The sequence below is a fragment of the Pseudoalteromonas holothuriae genome (genome assembly GCF_945859825.1).
Lineage (GTDB): Bacteria > Pseudomonadota > Gammaproteobacteria > Enterobacterales > Alteromonadaceae > Pseudoalteromonas > Pseudoalteromonas holothuriae.
The window spans coordinates 69,421-87,526 of the sequence record NZ_CAMAPC010000003.1 but is presented as its reverse complement, the minus strand read 5'-3'; the positions used below and the strand labels follow the sequence as shown (position 1 = coordinate 87,526).

The following is an 18,106-nucleotide window of genomic DNA, read 5'->3' as shown; positions in this document are numbered from 1 at the left end:
AGCAATAGATTTTATTGGAATAATAATAATTATGAATCAAGTATTTTCGTTATCACCAGTTCAGCAACAACGTTGTGTGAACAAGCAGTTACTTGACAGGGATCAGGCTACGCTTTTTGAATTTGATATTGTGACAACCTTGAGCGCACAGGAGCTGCTCCACTTAATTGAGCAAATTTGTCATGAGCAGGAGCTTTTTTTCATCAGGTTTGAAATGAATAACACAGATGAAGTGATACAAAAAATTACCGAACAGGGCAATTATGTTTGTCAGCTCAGTGACTCAGAAGAAGCATACATAGCTTGTAAAACCGCACTCAAAGAGTGGCAAATAGACTATGAAAATGGACCTATTGTACAGCTTCATGCTTACCAGGCAGGCAATACGGTTAAACTCAGTGTTGCAGGAAGTCAGTTGTTACTCGATCTGGGCTGTTTAAGCGCCATATTCAATAAACTGGATGTAAAAGCTGCTGGTGCAGACGCACAAAGCAGCCTTCAACATATTGATGTGAGTGAATGGTTGCTTGAGGAAGTTGAGCAACAGGATAGTTTTTGGTCTAATCAAGGCGTAAATTTAGGTGCTGCTAGAGCGATCAAACTTGCTGCATATGAAGACTGTATTCAAATCGATGTGAGCGCAAGTCAAGCAATTCAGTTAGCGACTTTATCTGAGCAGCAGAAAATGGCTGTTGAGGATTGGATAGCGGTACGATGGGCTCAGTATTTAGGTAATATTTTGGCGCTCGATAAGCTGACTCTAAACTGCTATTCGGACGGGCGTCAGCAAGAGGTTCTTGCCGACATAGTAGGTCCGCTAACACGATTTTTGCCTATACACTGTGATTTGTCAGCACCAGGTTTACCAGCGCAGTTCACTCAACAGCGTAAACAGATACTGGCGCATCAAGAAACAATGAAAGCGGAATACGCGCTAGCGTTTTGCTCAAATCATGGTTTGAGCATTGAGTCTGATTTGCTACTAACCACTCCTAGGTTATCGGTGACGCTATTACAACACAGCCCCGCGTCGGCCGATCATCAAACATTGCTTAGAGTCGTCAAGCAACACTCTTCTGGCTGGCAGTTGCAATGGCTTCTACCTGCATTAGTAATAAATAAAGAGCAAGCACAGCAGTTGTTGCAACAGTTTGTATTTGAATGGTTGTTAACCAGCAAAGTTTCATCTTATGCACAGTCTGATAGTTCGGCTTTACTGTTAAACGGTGGTTACTTGCAACACCCTGACTTAGACAGTGTTGAGTGTGATGAACTTGAAGCCAAGGTGCAACTAGCTGAACCGATGATGACTTCAATAGTCAAGTTATGTCAACAGCATAATCTTGAGTTGTTTGAACCTGTGCGTGCCGCATTTGCTTGTGTTTTAGCCTCAATTCATGGTCAGGATCAGGTGTCATTTATCCAACAAGCTGATAGTCATGGTAAAGGGCTAGTGTATGCAGGGATTGGCGCTAATATCATTAGTGCAGATTTATCAGCATCACAAATTGAAGCGATATTAGCCAGCGATGATCACCTTAAGACCTCTCAGGTTAGTGCAGATAATGTTAGCCAACTTGTCACAGATTGCTGTGTTAATACCGCTTTTATTATTGCAGATGCAAAAAGAGCCGAGCTATCATTGGCAGCACAACTATCTGAATATCAAGTAAGTTATGATCTGGTATTGACATTTAGCCAAACTGGTGAAGTAGTGATTAATGCTAATCCGAAAGTAATTAGCAAGCGTGTTATGAACGCAGTTATTGAGTCATTACAATGCGTGCTGTCACAGTTTGCTCAGCAACCTAAGACTGAATATTCGCAACTTACATTGACTTCGCATTCAGGTGAAGCCGTGCAAAGCAGCGCTACAGAAGTCCCTAACCTGCTGCTTTGGTTTAAGGAGCAGGCAAGTGTTAATGCTAACAAAGTTGCTGTAGCGGATGATGAGATAGCACTGAGTTATAAAGAGCTTGATGCCCGCTCAGATCTATTAGCTTGTTTACTTGTCGCACGGGGCGTAAATAAAGAAATGCCAGTTGGGATCATGTTGAGTAAAGGAGCCAACCAGATAGTTGCGATGTTAGCAGTGCTGAAAAGCGGTGCATGCTATGTTCCTTTAGACCTTGCCAATCCGACATCTCGAAATCAGCACATAGTGCAAGACAGTAAAATGCAGCTTTGTTTGTGTGCGACGCAAGAGCATCTAACGGGGTTATCTGTTGCGGCTGTGCTGCTTAATGACACTGTTGAACAGCTCGCGGCACATTTACCTGCTTTAGACTCATTTACAGGTGAAGAGCTGGCTTACATAATTTATACCTCTGGGACAACAGGTAAACCAAAAGGCGTGGAGATAAGTCATCGTAATCTGGCATCTTTGTTCGCGTCCTTACCGGTACAATTAACACCAAAAGAAGGTGATAGCTGGTTGATGTTGCATTCATTTGCTTTTGACTTCTCGGTCTGGGAAATTTGGGGGGCATTGTTATTTGGTGGTCGCGTCTATGTGCCAAGTAACGAGCAGGTTATTGATCTTCGGTTGTTGTCTGAGGTTATCGAAGAGCAAGAAATTACAGTTCTAAATCAAACACCTTCGGCATTTTATCCATTGATTGCACATCTTAGTCTAGCATCACATAGTGCATTGAGAATGGTTATATTTGGTGGAGAAAAGCTACAGCCATCTCGCCTGATACCTTGGTTCGATAGCTGGAATGACAAAGTTCAGTTGGTCAATATGTATGGTATTACTGAAGTCACCGTGCATGCAACTTACCATCTGCTTCAACGTGGCGAAACAGCAAACGTACAAAGTATTATTGGCTCGCCTTTACCAGATATGGAGATAATCCATTGTGACCATCATGGCCGACGATTACCGGGTGCTTTACGTGGTGAGCTATGGCTAAGCGGTAACGGCATCGCGAAGGGGTATTGGGGTCTTGAGGATGTTAGTAAAGCTAAGTTTGTTTCTCGAGCGGGTAAAATTTACTATCGCAGTGGTGATTTAGGCTACAAAACGGCTGATCAGCAGTGGGTGTATTGCTCTCGTGCTGATAGCCAGGTTCAGATCCGAGGGTTTCGCATTGAGTTAGGTGAAGTACGACATGCGTTAGAAGAGTTGGAAGATATTCAACAAGCAGAAGTCACAACCATTGTGTCAGCTAGTAGCGATGCAATGTTGGTAGCTCTGGTTAAAGCCACTCGTCGTTTAAATACCGATACGGTAGAAACACAGTTGGCACAAAGTTTACCTGATTACATGATCCCTAAGCGGATAATACAAGTTGAGAGTTTCAAACGTACTGTTAACGGTAAATTGGATCTAGAAAGGGTCATTGAGACGATACCGGAAAAAGCCGCTAACGCGCGCGCGATGAGCGCAGAAGAAGCTGAAATTGCTGCCATTTGGTGTCACGTACTAGGACTGGATGTTGTCACAGCAGAAGATAACTTTTTTAACTTAGGTGGCCATTCATTACTTGCGACAGAGGTTGTGATCAAAGTAGGTAAAGCATTTGATATGAATGTGCCATTGGTGGCTTTATTAGAATCTCCGACGGTTGCAGGAATGGCTCAGTATACTTTACGTCATCGCAATGTAGAACAAGAGCAAACCGCACAATTGATGACAGATAAATCTCGAGCTGGTGAGCCTTTTCCTTTAACTGATATACAACATGCCTACCGCTTCGGCAGTGAAGATAATATGGAAATGGGTGAGGTGCTATCAAGTAACTATAGGGAGATAGATTGGCGCGATATGAATGTGGAGGCATTTTCCACAGCATTGAACTCATTGATCAAGCGACACGATATGTTACGTGTTGTGATCGTTGGGACTGATCAGCAAAAAGTGCTCGACAGTGTTAATGAGTTTGATTTAGGCATGTTGGATTTAAGACTACTACCAGAGCCACAAAGAGAAGCTGCATTGTTGATACGACGTGAACAGATGCTGGCACAAAAGCTGAACTCAGCGACTTGGCCTTTGTTTGATGTGAAGATCTCTCAGTTAGCTGATCAGGACTTTAGAGTTCATGTGATCATGAATTCTCTGATTGTTGATGCTTGGAGTGAAATGATTTTGTCACGTGAGTTTATGGCTATGTACGAAAAAAACGACAGCCATTTACCCGAGTTGACATTGACCTTTCGAGACTATGTTTTGCATCAGAATGTGCTCAAACAGCAGCAATCCTACAAACGTAGTCGCGATTATTGGCAGCAACGTTTGGAAACTTTTCCTGAGCGCCCGGCGTTGCCGTTGATACAAAAGCCTGAGCAGCTAAGCAATGTTGAGTTTGTTAGCCGTAGGAAAAAGTTGGGCAAGGCACACTGGGCTGCATTAAAAGAACAGGCAGCAAAATTACAAGTATCGCCTACCAGCTTACTGCTTACATGTTATGCCGACGTGCTAGGTTTGTGGAGTGAATGTGCTGAGTTTGTAATCAATCTGACACTATTCAATCGTGCTCCCGTACACAACCAAGTAATGGATATTGTGGGCGATTTCACCACGGTGAACCTATTAGCCGTAGATACACATCAAAACAACTTTATAGAGGCAGTGCAGCGGCTACAAAAGCGTTTGTGGCAAGACCTAGATCACAAGGATTACAACGGTATTGAAGTTGTTAGAGCATTAGCAACTAAAAAAGGAAGCTTTCAAGACGCAATTATGCCAGTGGTATTCACCAGTACATTGGGTATGGAAGGTAATGGTTCGGATGACTTAACCGAGAACTTTGCTGTTGCTAGAACAGCTCAGGTTTGGCTGGATCATGCCGTTGCAGAAGCGGATGGTGAACTATTTTTGACTTGGAGCAGCGTTGATAAGTTGTTCCCTGACAATATGATGGAAGAAATGTTCAACTGTTACTTTGACCTGCTCGAGCGAGTTGCACAGGTAAATGAAGATGAGCTAAGTACCTTAGCCCCGATGATGGCCTCTGAGCAGCGAGCAAAGCGTGCAGTAATTAACAACACTGAGGCAGAACTGCCGAGTGGACTTCTTCATCAACCTTTATTAGCACAATCACTTGCGGCACCAGAGCGCATTGCTGTGATTCAGCGAGAGGTGCAGTTAAGCTATGGTCAATTACTCGCGCAGGCTATTGCTCTGGCCAAACAACTACAAAGCTATAATCTTAGTCAAGGAGAGTTGGTTGGGGTAGTAATGGCTAAGAGCTGGAAACAAGTACCAGCCGTGTTAGCAATACAGTTAGTTGGAGGGGCATATTTACCAGTCGATGCGAATTTGCCTCAACAGCGCCGACAACAAATTCTTGAGGAAGGGCAAGCTCGTTGCATTATCGTCGAGCACATGATCGATGACCTACCCTCTTTTGAGCAATATACGCTGCCAGAACATGTTGACGATTCAGACAATCAGCAACAATTGATTCAATTGCAGGACCCTCAAGTGAATAAGGATGACCTTGCGTACGTTATCTTTACTTCTGGTTCGACGGGTAAGCCAAAGGGGGTCATGATCACCCATGGTGCAGCGAGAAATACCATTGAAGATATCAATCAGAGATTTAACGTTACTGACAAAGATACAGTGCTCGGCTTATCAGCCCTCAATTTTGATCTGTCTGTTTACGATATTTTTGGGGTACTTGGAGCAGGTGGACGTTTGGTGTTACCTGCCGATGATGAAAACCGAGACCCGGGAAAGTGGTTAGCGTATATCGAAAAGTACAATGTCACTATCTGGAATACGGTCCCTGCCTTGATGCAAATGCTGGTTGAATATAGCGCGGTAAAACACTTTCCACAGAACTTACGAGTGTGTATGCTAAGTGGGGACTGGATTAATGTTGCGATGGCAGCAAAAATTAAACAATTGCATCCGCACTTAACATTGACCAGTTTAGGAGGGGCAACGGAAGCTTCAATTTGGTCAATTGCTTACGATATTGAACAAGTTAACCCTCAGTGGAGTAGCATTCCCTATGGAAAGCCTCTTTTAAATCAAGGATATATGATTTTAAATGAAAACATGGCAAACTGCCCTGATTGGGTCAAAGGTGATCTATACATCACAGGAAAAGGATTAGCGAAAGGTTACTGGAATGATAAGAAAAAAACTGAACAACACTTCCTTCAAGTGCCTGCAATTGAGCATAAGCTCTACAAGACCGGTGACAAAGGGCGATATCTGCCAGATGGCAACATTCAATTTTTAGGGCGCGAGGATAATCAGGTAAAAGTTCGCGGTTATCGCATCGAGCTTGAAGAAATTGAGCATCACTTATTACAACAACCTCAGATACTGTCCGCCAAAGTTGTGGTTGTGAATGACGCCAAACAACGACTGCATCTGGCTGCGTATATTTGCGCTGAACAGCAAATATCTTGCGATAATTTGCGTTTGGCTGTAGCGCAAAAGCTTCCTGATTACATGGTGCCTACATTTTGGCGTATTCTAGACAAACTACCACTGGGAGCTAATGGCAAGGTTGACTTAAAACGCTTGCCAGCAATTGACTTTGCAGCAACAAGTAATGAGGAGGCCGCACTTAGTAATGATGCAGTGCTCAATACAGTAATGCGAATTTGCTGTGAGTTGTTGGAGGTGAATCATTTACACAAAGATGACAATCTGATAATGCAAGGGGCTGATTCAATCATGGTGACGAAGCTACTTGTGTTACTTAAAAAATCATTCGATATCGAGCTACCTATAGCGCCATTGTTTGCTAACCCGACTGTTGATGCCATAGCAACACTGATTAAAGCGGCAAAAATACAACAACAAGAATTAAACGATAATACAGAAGACACTGAAGTCATGGAGTTTTAATTAAATGAGCAACAATATCTCTCAACTAGTTTTGCAATTACAAGAAGCGGGTATTCGCATAGAAAGCAAAGATGGCAAGCTGAGTGTGTCAGCTGCCAAAGGGGTGTTAACTCCTGAGCGACAAACAATGATAAGGGATAATAAGGAACAACTGCTTCAGTGGCTGAGTCAATTTGAAAAAACGGATAAACAAGAGTTATATGCTTCATCTTCTCACCCAGTTGAATTATCTTTTGGACAAACGCGTTTTTGGTTCATGGATCAACTAGAAGAGTCATTGAGTGCTTATCATATAGTGAGTGCGATGACGTTACGCGGACAGCTAAATATTCCCGCAGCACAACGAGCATTAAATCAAATTATGGGCCGCCATGAATTATTGCGTACCGCGTTTTTCAGTAGTCAAGGAAAACCCCGCGCCGAGTTATTGCCGGAAGTTAATCTGACAATAAACCTGATTGATTTGAGCGAACAATCACAACCAGAGCTGCTAGCAGAAGATGAAGTACGACAGGCTTACCATCACCAATTTGATTTAAGCTGCCCACCACTAATCGCTGCGAAACTATTAAAGCTGTCGACAGAGCAACATATTTTAGTGTTTACGTTACATCATATCGTTGCTGATGCATGGTCAATGTCTAATTTAAATCGAGAGTTTACAAAAAACTATGAAGCGCTGGTGCATGATCAACAAGCAACGAATGAACCGCTGGAGTTACAGTATCGAGATTTTGTTGCTTGGCAAAAACGAGCCGTTTCACAAAGTACACTTGAGCGACAATTAGAGTTTTGGCGTAATGAGCTCGATGGCCTGTCACCTATCTTACCGTTGCCAAGAAGGCAGGGGTATACCAAAACGGTTAACTTTGAAGGTGATAAGGCGGCTTTAACAATCTCAGTGGAATTAACACAGAAATTAGCTGCGTTAGCAAAAAGTCAGGGAGTCACAGTCAATAATTTAATGCTGGCTTCATTCTCATGGCTACTGCATCGATATTCAGGACAGCATGATATTGCGATTGGTACGGCTGTGTCATTGCGCCATGAAGAACGGCTAAACCCATTGATTGGATTATTTCTTAATTATCTGGTGCTTAGAAATCAAGTGGACCCAGGTATGAGCTTCACTCAGTTGATTACCCAGGTACAAAGTAAGTCGTTATCAGCCTATGCAAACCAAGATCTGCCGTTTGAGCAACTGGTTGACAATTTGGACTTAGAGCGAAGCCTCAGCCATCAGCCACTTACGCAAATTAATTTTTCATATATGAATGCACTTACAGGCAAAGTGGCGTTGCCTAACCTACAGATCGAACCTTATGAATTGAGCAATGATCAGGCAATGTTTGAACTCTCTTTGAGCGTTCGTGAGCAACACAGTCAACTAAATTGCGAGTTAGAGTTTAACAGTCATTATTACACAAATGCACAAATTCAAGCACTATTGGTAGACTTTAATGAAATGTTGCAATGGGGTAGCAGCCATCATCATACCCCGTTGTTTGAATACAATAGTTTGGTACATCGTGACGTCGAGCTTATACCCAAAAATGCGCCTTTGCTGCATCAGATTGTTGAGCAACAAGCACAGGCGCAGCCTAATGCCGCAGCGGTCTCGTTGGGATATCACGATTTAACCTATAGTGAACTAAACAGTAAAGCCAACCAAGTTGCTAATTTATTGATTTCTAAAGGAGTCAAGCACGGTGATCGTGTTGCTATCGCTTTACCAAGAGACTTGCCTTTGACTATCGCATTATTAGCGGTGTTAAAAACAGGCTCCACTTATGTGCCGCTAGACCTAGCATACCCTCAACAAAGATTGAAAGAAATGTTGTTTGCATGTAACGCTAACTTAGTATTGACGAATGATATGCAAAGTGCCAGCGAAGCATTCGGCAATTCGGTGCAGATCTTAGATATGAGTGAGGTTATGGCGCAAGCGACAGCTTGCTGTGAGCAAAACTTAGCGCTTGCTATTAATGCCAAAACGCCAGCCTACATTGTATTCACTTCGGGTTCTACAGGCGCACCAAAGGGTGTAGAAATGTCGCATCAGAGCCTAGTTCAACTTGTGGTCTGGAGCTCAGAACAAGTCGCAATAGAGCAGCGTATGTTGCAATACGCCAGCACCAGCTTTGACGTGCATTGCCAAGAAATTTTTATGACCTGGTATCAGGGCAAACATCTTTACCTTATCGAAGGTGAGTTGACAAAAGTGGTCATTGAAGTGATGTCATATATCTCGGCGTTTGATATTGATACCGTGATTTTTCCTTCTGCCGTATTAAGAGCAATTAGTAATGAAGTGGAGCACTTTGAACAGTTGGATGACTGGCTCAAAGCGTTGAAAAATATTATTTCTACGGCAGAAGCGTTGCAATTTACAAAGCCGTTGCAGTTGCTGCTCAAGAGGCTACCTCATTGTAAATTATATGACTTCTATGGACCATCAGAGACGCACGTATGCTTAATTAAGTCATATGATGGCGAAAATAGTGATTGGGAACAGAATCAATCATTGGGACATAGTAATGTATTTAACGACTGTCTGGTTTTGGACCAAGCGCTTTCACCTGTTGCCGACGAGGTTGTGGGTGAGCTGTATGTGACTGGTGCCTGTTTAGCAAATGGTTATTTAGACAATGCTGTTGAGACGGCAGAAAAGTTTATTCCAAATCCATATTCAAATCAACCAGGCGCAAGAATGTATCGCACTGGAGACTTGGTCAAACGCTTAGCAAACGGTGAGATTAAATACGTAGAGCGTGCCGACTTTATGATTAAACTACGCGGTTATCGTATTGAACCTGCAGAAGTCGAAGCCAGCTTGTGTCAAAGTGATGCTGTCAAACAGGCTTACGTTGTAAAACAGTCAATTGGTAACAGTGAGCAATTGGTGGCGTATGTCGCGATTACAGGTGTTGCATTTGATAGCAATGTAGTGAAAGAAGCGCTGCGTAATAAGCTGCCAGCCTACATGATACCCAGCCAAATAATTACAGTTGAATCAATTCCTCTGAACCCTAATGGAAAGGTCGATCACAGCGCTTTGGCTGAAGTGGTCATTGCTGATGAATCCTCAGACAATAAAGGTTTGACGCCCCCTGAAACTGCATCAGAACAAGTGTTGGTGAATTTATGGATAGAACTGTTGGGTAACACGAATATCGGTGTTGATGATGACTTTTTTAGTGTCGGTGGGCATTCGCTGCTGGCGACGCAGTTAGTGAATATTATTAATGAAAACTTGGGATTGACATTATCACTCCACGCTATTTTTGAATTTGCAACGGTCCGTGAATTATCACAACATTTGGGTGAATTAGTCGGTGGGCAGGAACAAATTGACCTTATCTGCGAACAATACCTTCAGCTGTCGCAAATGACTGAAGAAGAGTTAGAAGAGTTGGAGCAGGCGTTGTAATTATGAATAATCAGACTAGTAATTTGAATGATAAGCGTCGCGCGCTATTACAAAAGTTAGCGCAAAATAAGGGGATTCAGTTGAATGCCAAAAAAGGAATTGCTAAGCGTCAAAACGACGAGCATATTCCCTTAAGTTTTGCGCAACAGAGACTATGGTTTTTATCTCGCCTAAACTCACAAGGTACAGAGTACAATCTGCACATGGCGGTAAAAATGACAGGCGCATTTTGCCGTGATTCATTCTTACAGGCTTGGCAGCAATTGGTGCACAATAACCCGATACTTCGGGTAAACATTGTGGACCGAGATGGAACACCTTTTCAGCAAGTAAGTGAGCTGTCGCAATTACCCTTACAGCAACATGACCTCAGTCGCTTAAGTGATAACCTTGAGCATGAGTTAGACCGCCTTCGGGCATTGGATCCAAATAAACCATTTGACTTGAGTAATGAACCGTTATTTAGAGTTCGACTTATTAAAATGAGTGATAATGAGCATGTGTTCACTTTGACGATTCACCATATAGTGACTGACGGTCAGTCAATGGAGTTATTGGTAGCACAGTTTAGTGAGCTATATCTGTCATTGAGTACCGGGCAAACACCAAATCAAGTATCTACAAAACTTGACTATCTTGATTTTTGTCATTGGCAACGCGGTGACGAGTTTGCCAAAACGTTAGAGTCACTTGATGCGTATTGGCTTGAGAAACTTAAAGGTGTGGCTCCGCTAAACAGTATACCGTGTGATTTTGTCAGACCAGCAGTACGGCAAGGAAAGGGGACTCATTTACGTGTAGAGCTTTGTGCAAAGTTGACCAGCAAAATACGGGAATTATCACAGCAGCAGGACGTAACAACTTACGTTTTTATGCAGGCTGCATGGTCTGTGCTGATAAGTATGTACGCGCATAGTGAAGAAGTCGTATTAGGTAGTCCTGTTTCTGGAAGAACACAAGCGGGTTTAGATAACATACCAGGCTTTTTTACCAATACATTGGTATTGCGCCACAGTGTTGATCTTCAAGACAGTTTTGCACAAATCCTCGCACAACACAAAGAGGTGGTATTGCAGGGCTTAAAACACCAAGACATGCCATTTGATCGCTTAGTTGATAAGTTGGCGTTGCAACGAGATTTAAGTTATACACCAATTTTCCAGCTGTCGTTTACCTTGCAGCGCGGAGAGCTACTAGATCAACAGTTAGGTGATGTGAAAATCAGTAACTTTGCGGCACAAGAAACAGGCTCTCAGTTTGATATCAGTCTAAAAGTGAACGATGTTTACCGTTATCTTGCTTGTGAGTGGCAGTATGACAGCGCACTGTTTAGTGAACAAACCATACAGTTTTTAAGCCAAATGTATGTACGTATTCTGGAGAAGGTGACTGCTCAGCCACAGTGCGCTCTTGAGCAATTACCTTTGGCTCACGCAAATCAACAAGCACAGATGAGTAAGTCATTAAAACAAGCAGCACCTCAATCGCAATGTTTACAGCAGTTGTTTGAACAGCAAGTGAGTAAACAACCTGACCAAGTTGCGGTAGTATTTGAGCAACAATCTTTAACTTACAGCGAGTTAAATGTGCAGGCGAACCAGTTGGCACATTATCTAATGGCGCAGGGGGTGAAAGCAGAAACAATGGTGGGTATTAGTTTACCCCGTTCGATAGACATGACAGTGGCAATACTGGCAGTACTTAAAGCTGGGGGGGCGTATGTACCGCTAGACCCTAGCTATCCACACAGTCGTATTCGCTACATGCTTGAAGATAGCAAAGTGTCATGTATATTGACTAGCCTTTCGGTGCAGGACACTCTGACGGTCGAAAGTGCCTCTTTGATATGCCTCGACTCGCCAGAGATCAAGCAAGTACTGGCTGTGCAATCTGCACAGAATATAAAACCTGAAGAAATTAGTTTAACACCACTGAACCTAGCATATGTGATATACACATCAGGTTCGACAGGCAACCCCAAGGGTGCGCAAGTTCAGCATAATAATGTCGTGCGTTTAATGTCTACTGCACAACAACACTTTGACTTTAGTAGTCGCGATGTTTGGACGATGTTCCACTCTTATGCGTTTGACTTTTCAGTGTGGGAATATTGGGGGGCATTAGCATTTGGTGGTACGTTGGTGGTTGTACCTTACACGGTATCAAGAAGTCCAGATCAGTTTTATCAACTACTCAAACAGCAACAAGTAACGGTCTTAAATCAAACGCCTAGCGCTTTTTATAGATTAATTGATGAAGACAGTAAATCGGGCAGAGAGAAACTACCGCTGAGATATGTCATCTTCGGGGGAGAGGCTCTGAACTTCGCGCAGTTACGTCCTTGGGTCGATAAATATGCTGAAGATGCTCCCGAGCTAGTTAACATGTATGGTATTACAGAAACCACGGTACATGTCACCTATCGTCGAATATATCAGCGTGATGTAATGACAGATAAAACAGCCAGTTTTATCGGCGAACCATTGTCGGATTTAACAGTGGTATTACTCAATGATGCCGGGCAGCTTGTGCCTGATGGCTTAGTTGGAGAAATGTATGTTGCAGGCTCTGGTGTATGTCGAGGCTATTTAAATCAGCCACAGTTGACGGGGCAGCGATTTATACATCTAGAGCAATTTGCTAATACTCGCTTTTATCGCACCGGAGATTTGGCTCGCAGACAGTTAGACGGTGAGTTAGTGTACCTTGGGCGTGCTGATCAGCAGGTTAAAATTAGGGGTTTCCGGATAGAACTAGGTGAAATTGAACACGCCATCAGAGCGTGTGAAAACGTCAAAAGCGCCGTTGTGACAGCACGCGATAATCACCATGGGGACAAGCACCTCGTCGCTTACCTAGTTGCCAAGGGCCAGCAGAAGCTGGCATTAGAACAGATTAAACAGCTGGTCAAACAGGAACTTCCGGAATTTATGCAGCCTGCGGCTTGGGTTGAATTAGAACAACTACCGCTGACTAGCAATGGTAAAGTGGATATTCGCGCACTCCCTGCGCCAGATATTAATGATGCACTGGCAACCTTCGTGGCACCCAGTAGTCACAGCGAAATCATAATGTGTGATATTTGGCAGCAATTGTTGGCTGTTGAAAAAGTGGGCGTATTGGATAATTTCTTTGCTTTGGGAGGAGATTCGATTTTATCACTTCGAGTCATTTCCATGGCGCAAAAAGCAGGGTTAGCACTGACAACTCAAGCATTATATCAAGCCACAACATTGCAAGCGCTATGCCGTGATCTGGCGTCTCAAAAAAATGCTTCTGACGAAACAAAGTATGTGCCACCATTTGCAATGTTGCCTAAATCAGTCGTGAACAAGTTGCCAGAATCCGTTGTCGATGCTTATCCACTGACTGCGTTGCAGTTGGGCATGGTGTTTCACAATCAGCTGAGTGACAGTAAAGAAGCCTATCACAACGTTTACACGTTGAGGTTGGGGCTTCACGCTGACTTGCATGCACTGAAAGCGGTCGTTGCTGATGCGATAGCGGAACATGAAGTTTTACGTACCGAATTTAATTTTGATTTATCTGATCAGCCTTTGCAGTTAGTACATGACACCGTTGCAGCGAACATTGAACTAATTGATTTGACCAACGTGGTTGATCAAGAGCAGGCCGTGATTCAATGGAATATTGATGAGGGGCAACGCCATATCCCATGGCAGCAGGCGCCATTGTTTAAATTGGTAATATTTAAACTGTCAGAAGCTGACAGTACGTTGGGTTACAGTGGGCACCACGCTATGCTCGATGGTTGGAGCCTGTATAAACTATTACAGCAGGTCGTTGCCAATTATCGCCTTAAACTGAATCAGCAGCCATTAACCCATCACCGTTTTCATCTGCGCTTTGCGGATTACGTAAGTAAAGAAAGAGCAGCGATTAATGGGCAATTACAAAAAGAATTTTGGCATTCTTACCTTATCGATGCTCCGTTTACACGTTTGCCTAGAACGCTAAATAGAGATAAAGCAGCCCCTTATAATACCGTGCAGTTGCATGTGAAAAGTGACGTGATTAAGCCGCTCAATGACTTAGCAAAAGAGTTGGGTGTTACCATGAAATCAATATTGTTATGTGCTCACCTAGCGGTGATCAGATATGTGAGCGCCCAACAAGAGATGGTAACGGGGCTAGTCAGCAATGGGCGACTAGAACATGAGGAAGCGGCTGATGTGCTGGGTTTATATTTGAACTCTATTCCGGTTCGCTTGGCATTAAGTGGCGATCAAACTTGGTTGCAATGCATTCAGCAGGTGGCTGCAGAAGAAGCAAAGCTTTTGCCTTACTGCCGCTTTCCACTTGCTGAGTTAGTTAAATTGAATGACAAACAAGAGCTGTTCGAAATATTGTTTAATTACATTAGCATGCCAGGAATATGCGCTGAAGCTGATTCGACAGCTGCGCTTAACGCGTTTGGCACCGTTAACTATCCATTGTTGTGTAACGCCGTATATGACCCTTTGAACCTTTTGGCAACGATAAATCTGAGTTATAACGGCAAAGAATTCAGCGAGCAGCAAATACAGAGCTACACTGGGTATTTTGATAAAGCACTCAGGTTAATGCTCAGTAGTGGCCATGCAAAGCTAAATTCTGAGGGCTTAATGTCGGCGCAAGAGCAGTCATTTTTGCATTCAGCCCATCATGATGTGCAAAATTGGCATTATACCGAATGTTTACATGAGAAACTGTTTGCGCTACCAGCCACATACGATCAAAAGGCTGCGGTGATATATGATCAGCAGCAGTTGACTTATGCACAGCTAAAGCAACGAGCTACTACATTGGCACTGACCTTACAGCAGCTGGATGTGCAACCCAACCAACTTGTTTCAATAGATTGTAAAAACGGCATATTACAAGTGATAGCGATGCTTGCTTGTAGCTTGTCAGGCGCCGCTTATTTACCGGTTGACCCTGATTGGCCTATAGCGCGTAAGCACAAAGTATTGACCCTTGGAGAAGTGCAAGTTGCCTTGTGCGATGAAGCAAGTCATGAGCAATATAATGCAGCCAAACTTAAGATTATTAATTTATCGGCAGAGCATGTTTGGCAGCAGAATATCGCAGTGCCACTTAAAAAATCGGTTACATCCAGTGATCTAGCCTATGTCATATTCACATCCGGTTCAACAGGTGAGCCAAAAGGGGTGATGCTGACCCATCAGGCTGTGCAAAATACGTTGAATGACATGGTCCATCGGTTTGAGTTAAGTGACAAATACACGGTACTGGGGCTTTCTTCAATTTCATTTGACCTGTCTGTATTTGATGTGTTTGCCAGTGTGCAGCATGGTATGACCTTAGTTTTACCCAGTGTCGAATTACGTCGTAACCCCGAACATTGGGGTGAGTTGGTTCGAGCGCATGAGGTGTCAGTATGGAATAGTGTGCCAGCGATTTTTCAGTTATGGGTTGATTATGAGCGCTCTGCACAGATACCGTGTCAACATAACAGTTTGCGTCAGGTATTTTTGTCTGGAGACTGGTTACCGGTGAATTTGTTTGCCGACGCCAAGCATATTGCACAACAAGCCAAAATTCATAGCTTGGGTGGTGCTACGGAAGCCGCAATCTGGTCTATTACCTATCCGATTCAGCATATTGAATCACATTGGCGCAGTATTCCCTATGGTAAAGCTATGACGAATCAGTCATTTTACGTGTTAAATGATGATTATCAGCTTTGTCCCGTTTGGACTGAAGGTGACCTGTATATCGGAGGAGTTGGATTGGCGTTGGGTTATTGGCGAGATGAGCAAAGAACCAGTTTGCAATTCATCCAGCATCCACAGTCAGGGCAAAGGCTTTATCGCACTGGCGATCGGGGCCGTTTTTTAGATGATGCCAATATTGAATTTCTAGGGCGCAGTGACTTTCAGGTGCAAATCAATGGCTACCGGGTTGAGTTGGGTGAAATCGAAACGGAGCTGAATAAACAGCAAGATGTAAAGAGCAGTTTGTTGCTGGTTCATAAAGACAATAGAGGAAATGCGCATTTGGTCGCATATGTCGTACCTCATGGGAGTAAACGCCCTGATGTTGTATTATGGTCCAAGTCGCTTGCTGAAAGTTTGCCACATTATATGCAACCACAGCAAATCATAACGTTGCAAAGCTGGCCATTATCAGATAATGGCAAAGTTGACCGCAAGGCACTGCCTGAGCCTGAGTTTATGAACCAAACGCTGAATGTTGCTGTTGAAAAATCAGCCAATGAGAAAGAACATAAACTACATGAAATACTTATCAGGTTACTCAAAGTAGATCAATTATCAGTAACAGATAATTTGTTCATGTTGGGAATGGATTCTATCGTTGCGATTCAGCTGGTTGCTCAAGCAAAACGAGAATCGTTGTCTTTTAGTATCCAACAGCTGTATCAATACAACTCAATTCGTGAATTAGCGGCGGTAATCGAAGATGCAACAATAACCTCAGGCAAACAGCAATTTACAGAAGCACAATTGTTACCTATACAACATTGGTTCTTATATTATTTTGGCCGTAATGCTAACCATTTCAATCAGGCATTTGCATTTACTTGTGAGCTATTGAATTGGCAGGCTCTTAAAAACTCTGTTTGCGAACTGTTACAAACTCATGATGTATTGTCTGCATATTTATCGGATGGTACTATTGAAATTAATAAAACAGTAACAGTTGATGATGTTTTGCAGCATTTTCAGCTCAAGGAAGAAGTTTGCATGTCGGAGCAAGTGCTATCTATCGCTCAAACAGCACAACGTAGTTTTGATCTGAACAGCGGACCGCTGTTAAAAATACTCTACTTAGAGGGAAGTCGTGGCCAGCATCGTCTTGTATTTGTATGTCATCATCTCATTGTAGATGGTGTTTCTTGGCGTGTGTTGCTGTCCGATCTGGAATTTGCCTATGACGCAGCCAAAAATCAAACTGGCCGAGTGCTGCCATTGCCCGAACACAACTTTGCTCAGTGGGCAGACTGGGTGATTAAAACAACCGATAAAATCAATGTCGACGAGCAAATATCGTTCTGGCGTAATCAAATCATTGATAATCCATTATTGCCTACGTTGCAGCCTCGCCATACAGATGACAATACTTATGGTCACAGTCAAAGTGAAACTTATTCTTTAAATGAGTCGCTTACAGCGCAACTGCTCGGTAACGCCAACACTAAGTTCAATACAGAAACACAGGATTTGTTCGTAACGGGACTTGCATTGGCACTTAATCAGATGAGTCATCATCCTCAATATAGTATTTTGATGGAGAGTCACGGCCGTCAACATACTGAGCTGGATTTGAGCCGAACAGTTGGTTGGTTTACAGAACTATATCCAGTTGCGCTGCATGTTGATGCGCTGCAACTCAGTGATACCTTGATTCAAATAAAAGAAACATTGCGTCAATGCCAGTCACAAAGCCGTAGTTATGGTCAAATCCGTTACCTAAGTGAACACCCTGAAGCAAGAAACCTGCGTTTAATAGCTGAACCACAGTTGTTGTTTAACTACCTTGGTCAGTTGGATAAGGTCATCGATACCAACAGTGTTTTTCAGGCTGCGCCAGAGTCATTGGGGGCGGATATCGATGAGCGATTGGTTAGACCGCAGCAGCTTGAGGTTACTGTCATGGTGGTTGGTGGTCAGGCACAGCTACATTGCCGGTATTGTCCAACTATGCACAGTAAGCAACTTATACAACAGTGGCTTGACCAATATGCACAAGCGCTGACACAGATTATCGAAATGTGCACTGCGTCAAACGAGCGCTGCTTTACTCCATCGGATGTGCCTGAGTCAGGTATGAGCTTTAATGAAATTAATGATTTCTTAGATGAGCTTTGTGATTAA

The 18,106-nt window shown here is 43.2% G+C and carries 3 protein-coding genes; all 3 read left to right on the top strand.

Annotated elements, in window-relative coordinates; genetic code table 11:
- Window positions 1-31: 31 nt before the first annotated feature.
- The 3 genes from OCI93_RS04810 to OCI93_RS04800 are packed head-to-tail and all read left to right on the top strand — an operon-like array spanning window position 32 to window position 18,106.
- On the top strand, window positions 32-6,817 hold the full coding sequence (locus OCI93_RS04810) for a non-ribosomal peptide synthetase (protein ID WP_261625879.1): 6,786 nt from the start codon (window positions 32-34) through the stop codon (window positions 6,815-6,817).
- 4 nt (window positions 6,818-6,821) lie between these two features.
- Entirely contained in the window at window positions 6,822-10,247 is a 3,426-nt protein-coding gene (locus OCI93_RS04805) for a non-ribosomal peptide synthetase (RefSeq protein ID WP_261591363.1), read from the top strand.
- Window positions 10,248-10,249: 2 nt separating this feature from the next.
- Entirely contained in the window at window positions 10,250-18,106 is a 7,857-nt protein-coding gene (locus OCI93_RS04800; RefSeq protein ID WP_261591364.1) for a non-ribosomal peptide synthetase, read from the top strand.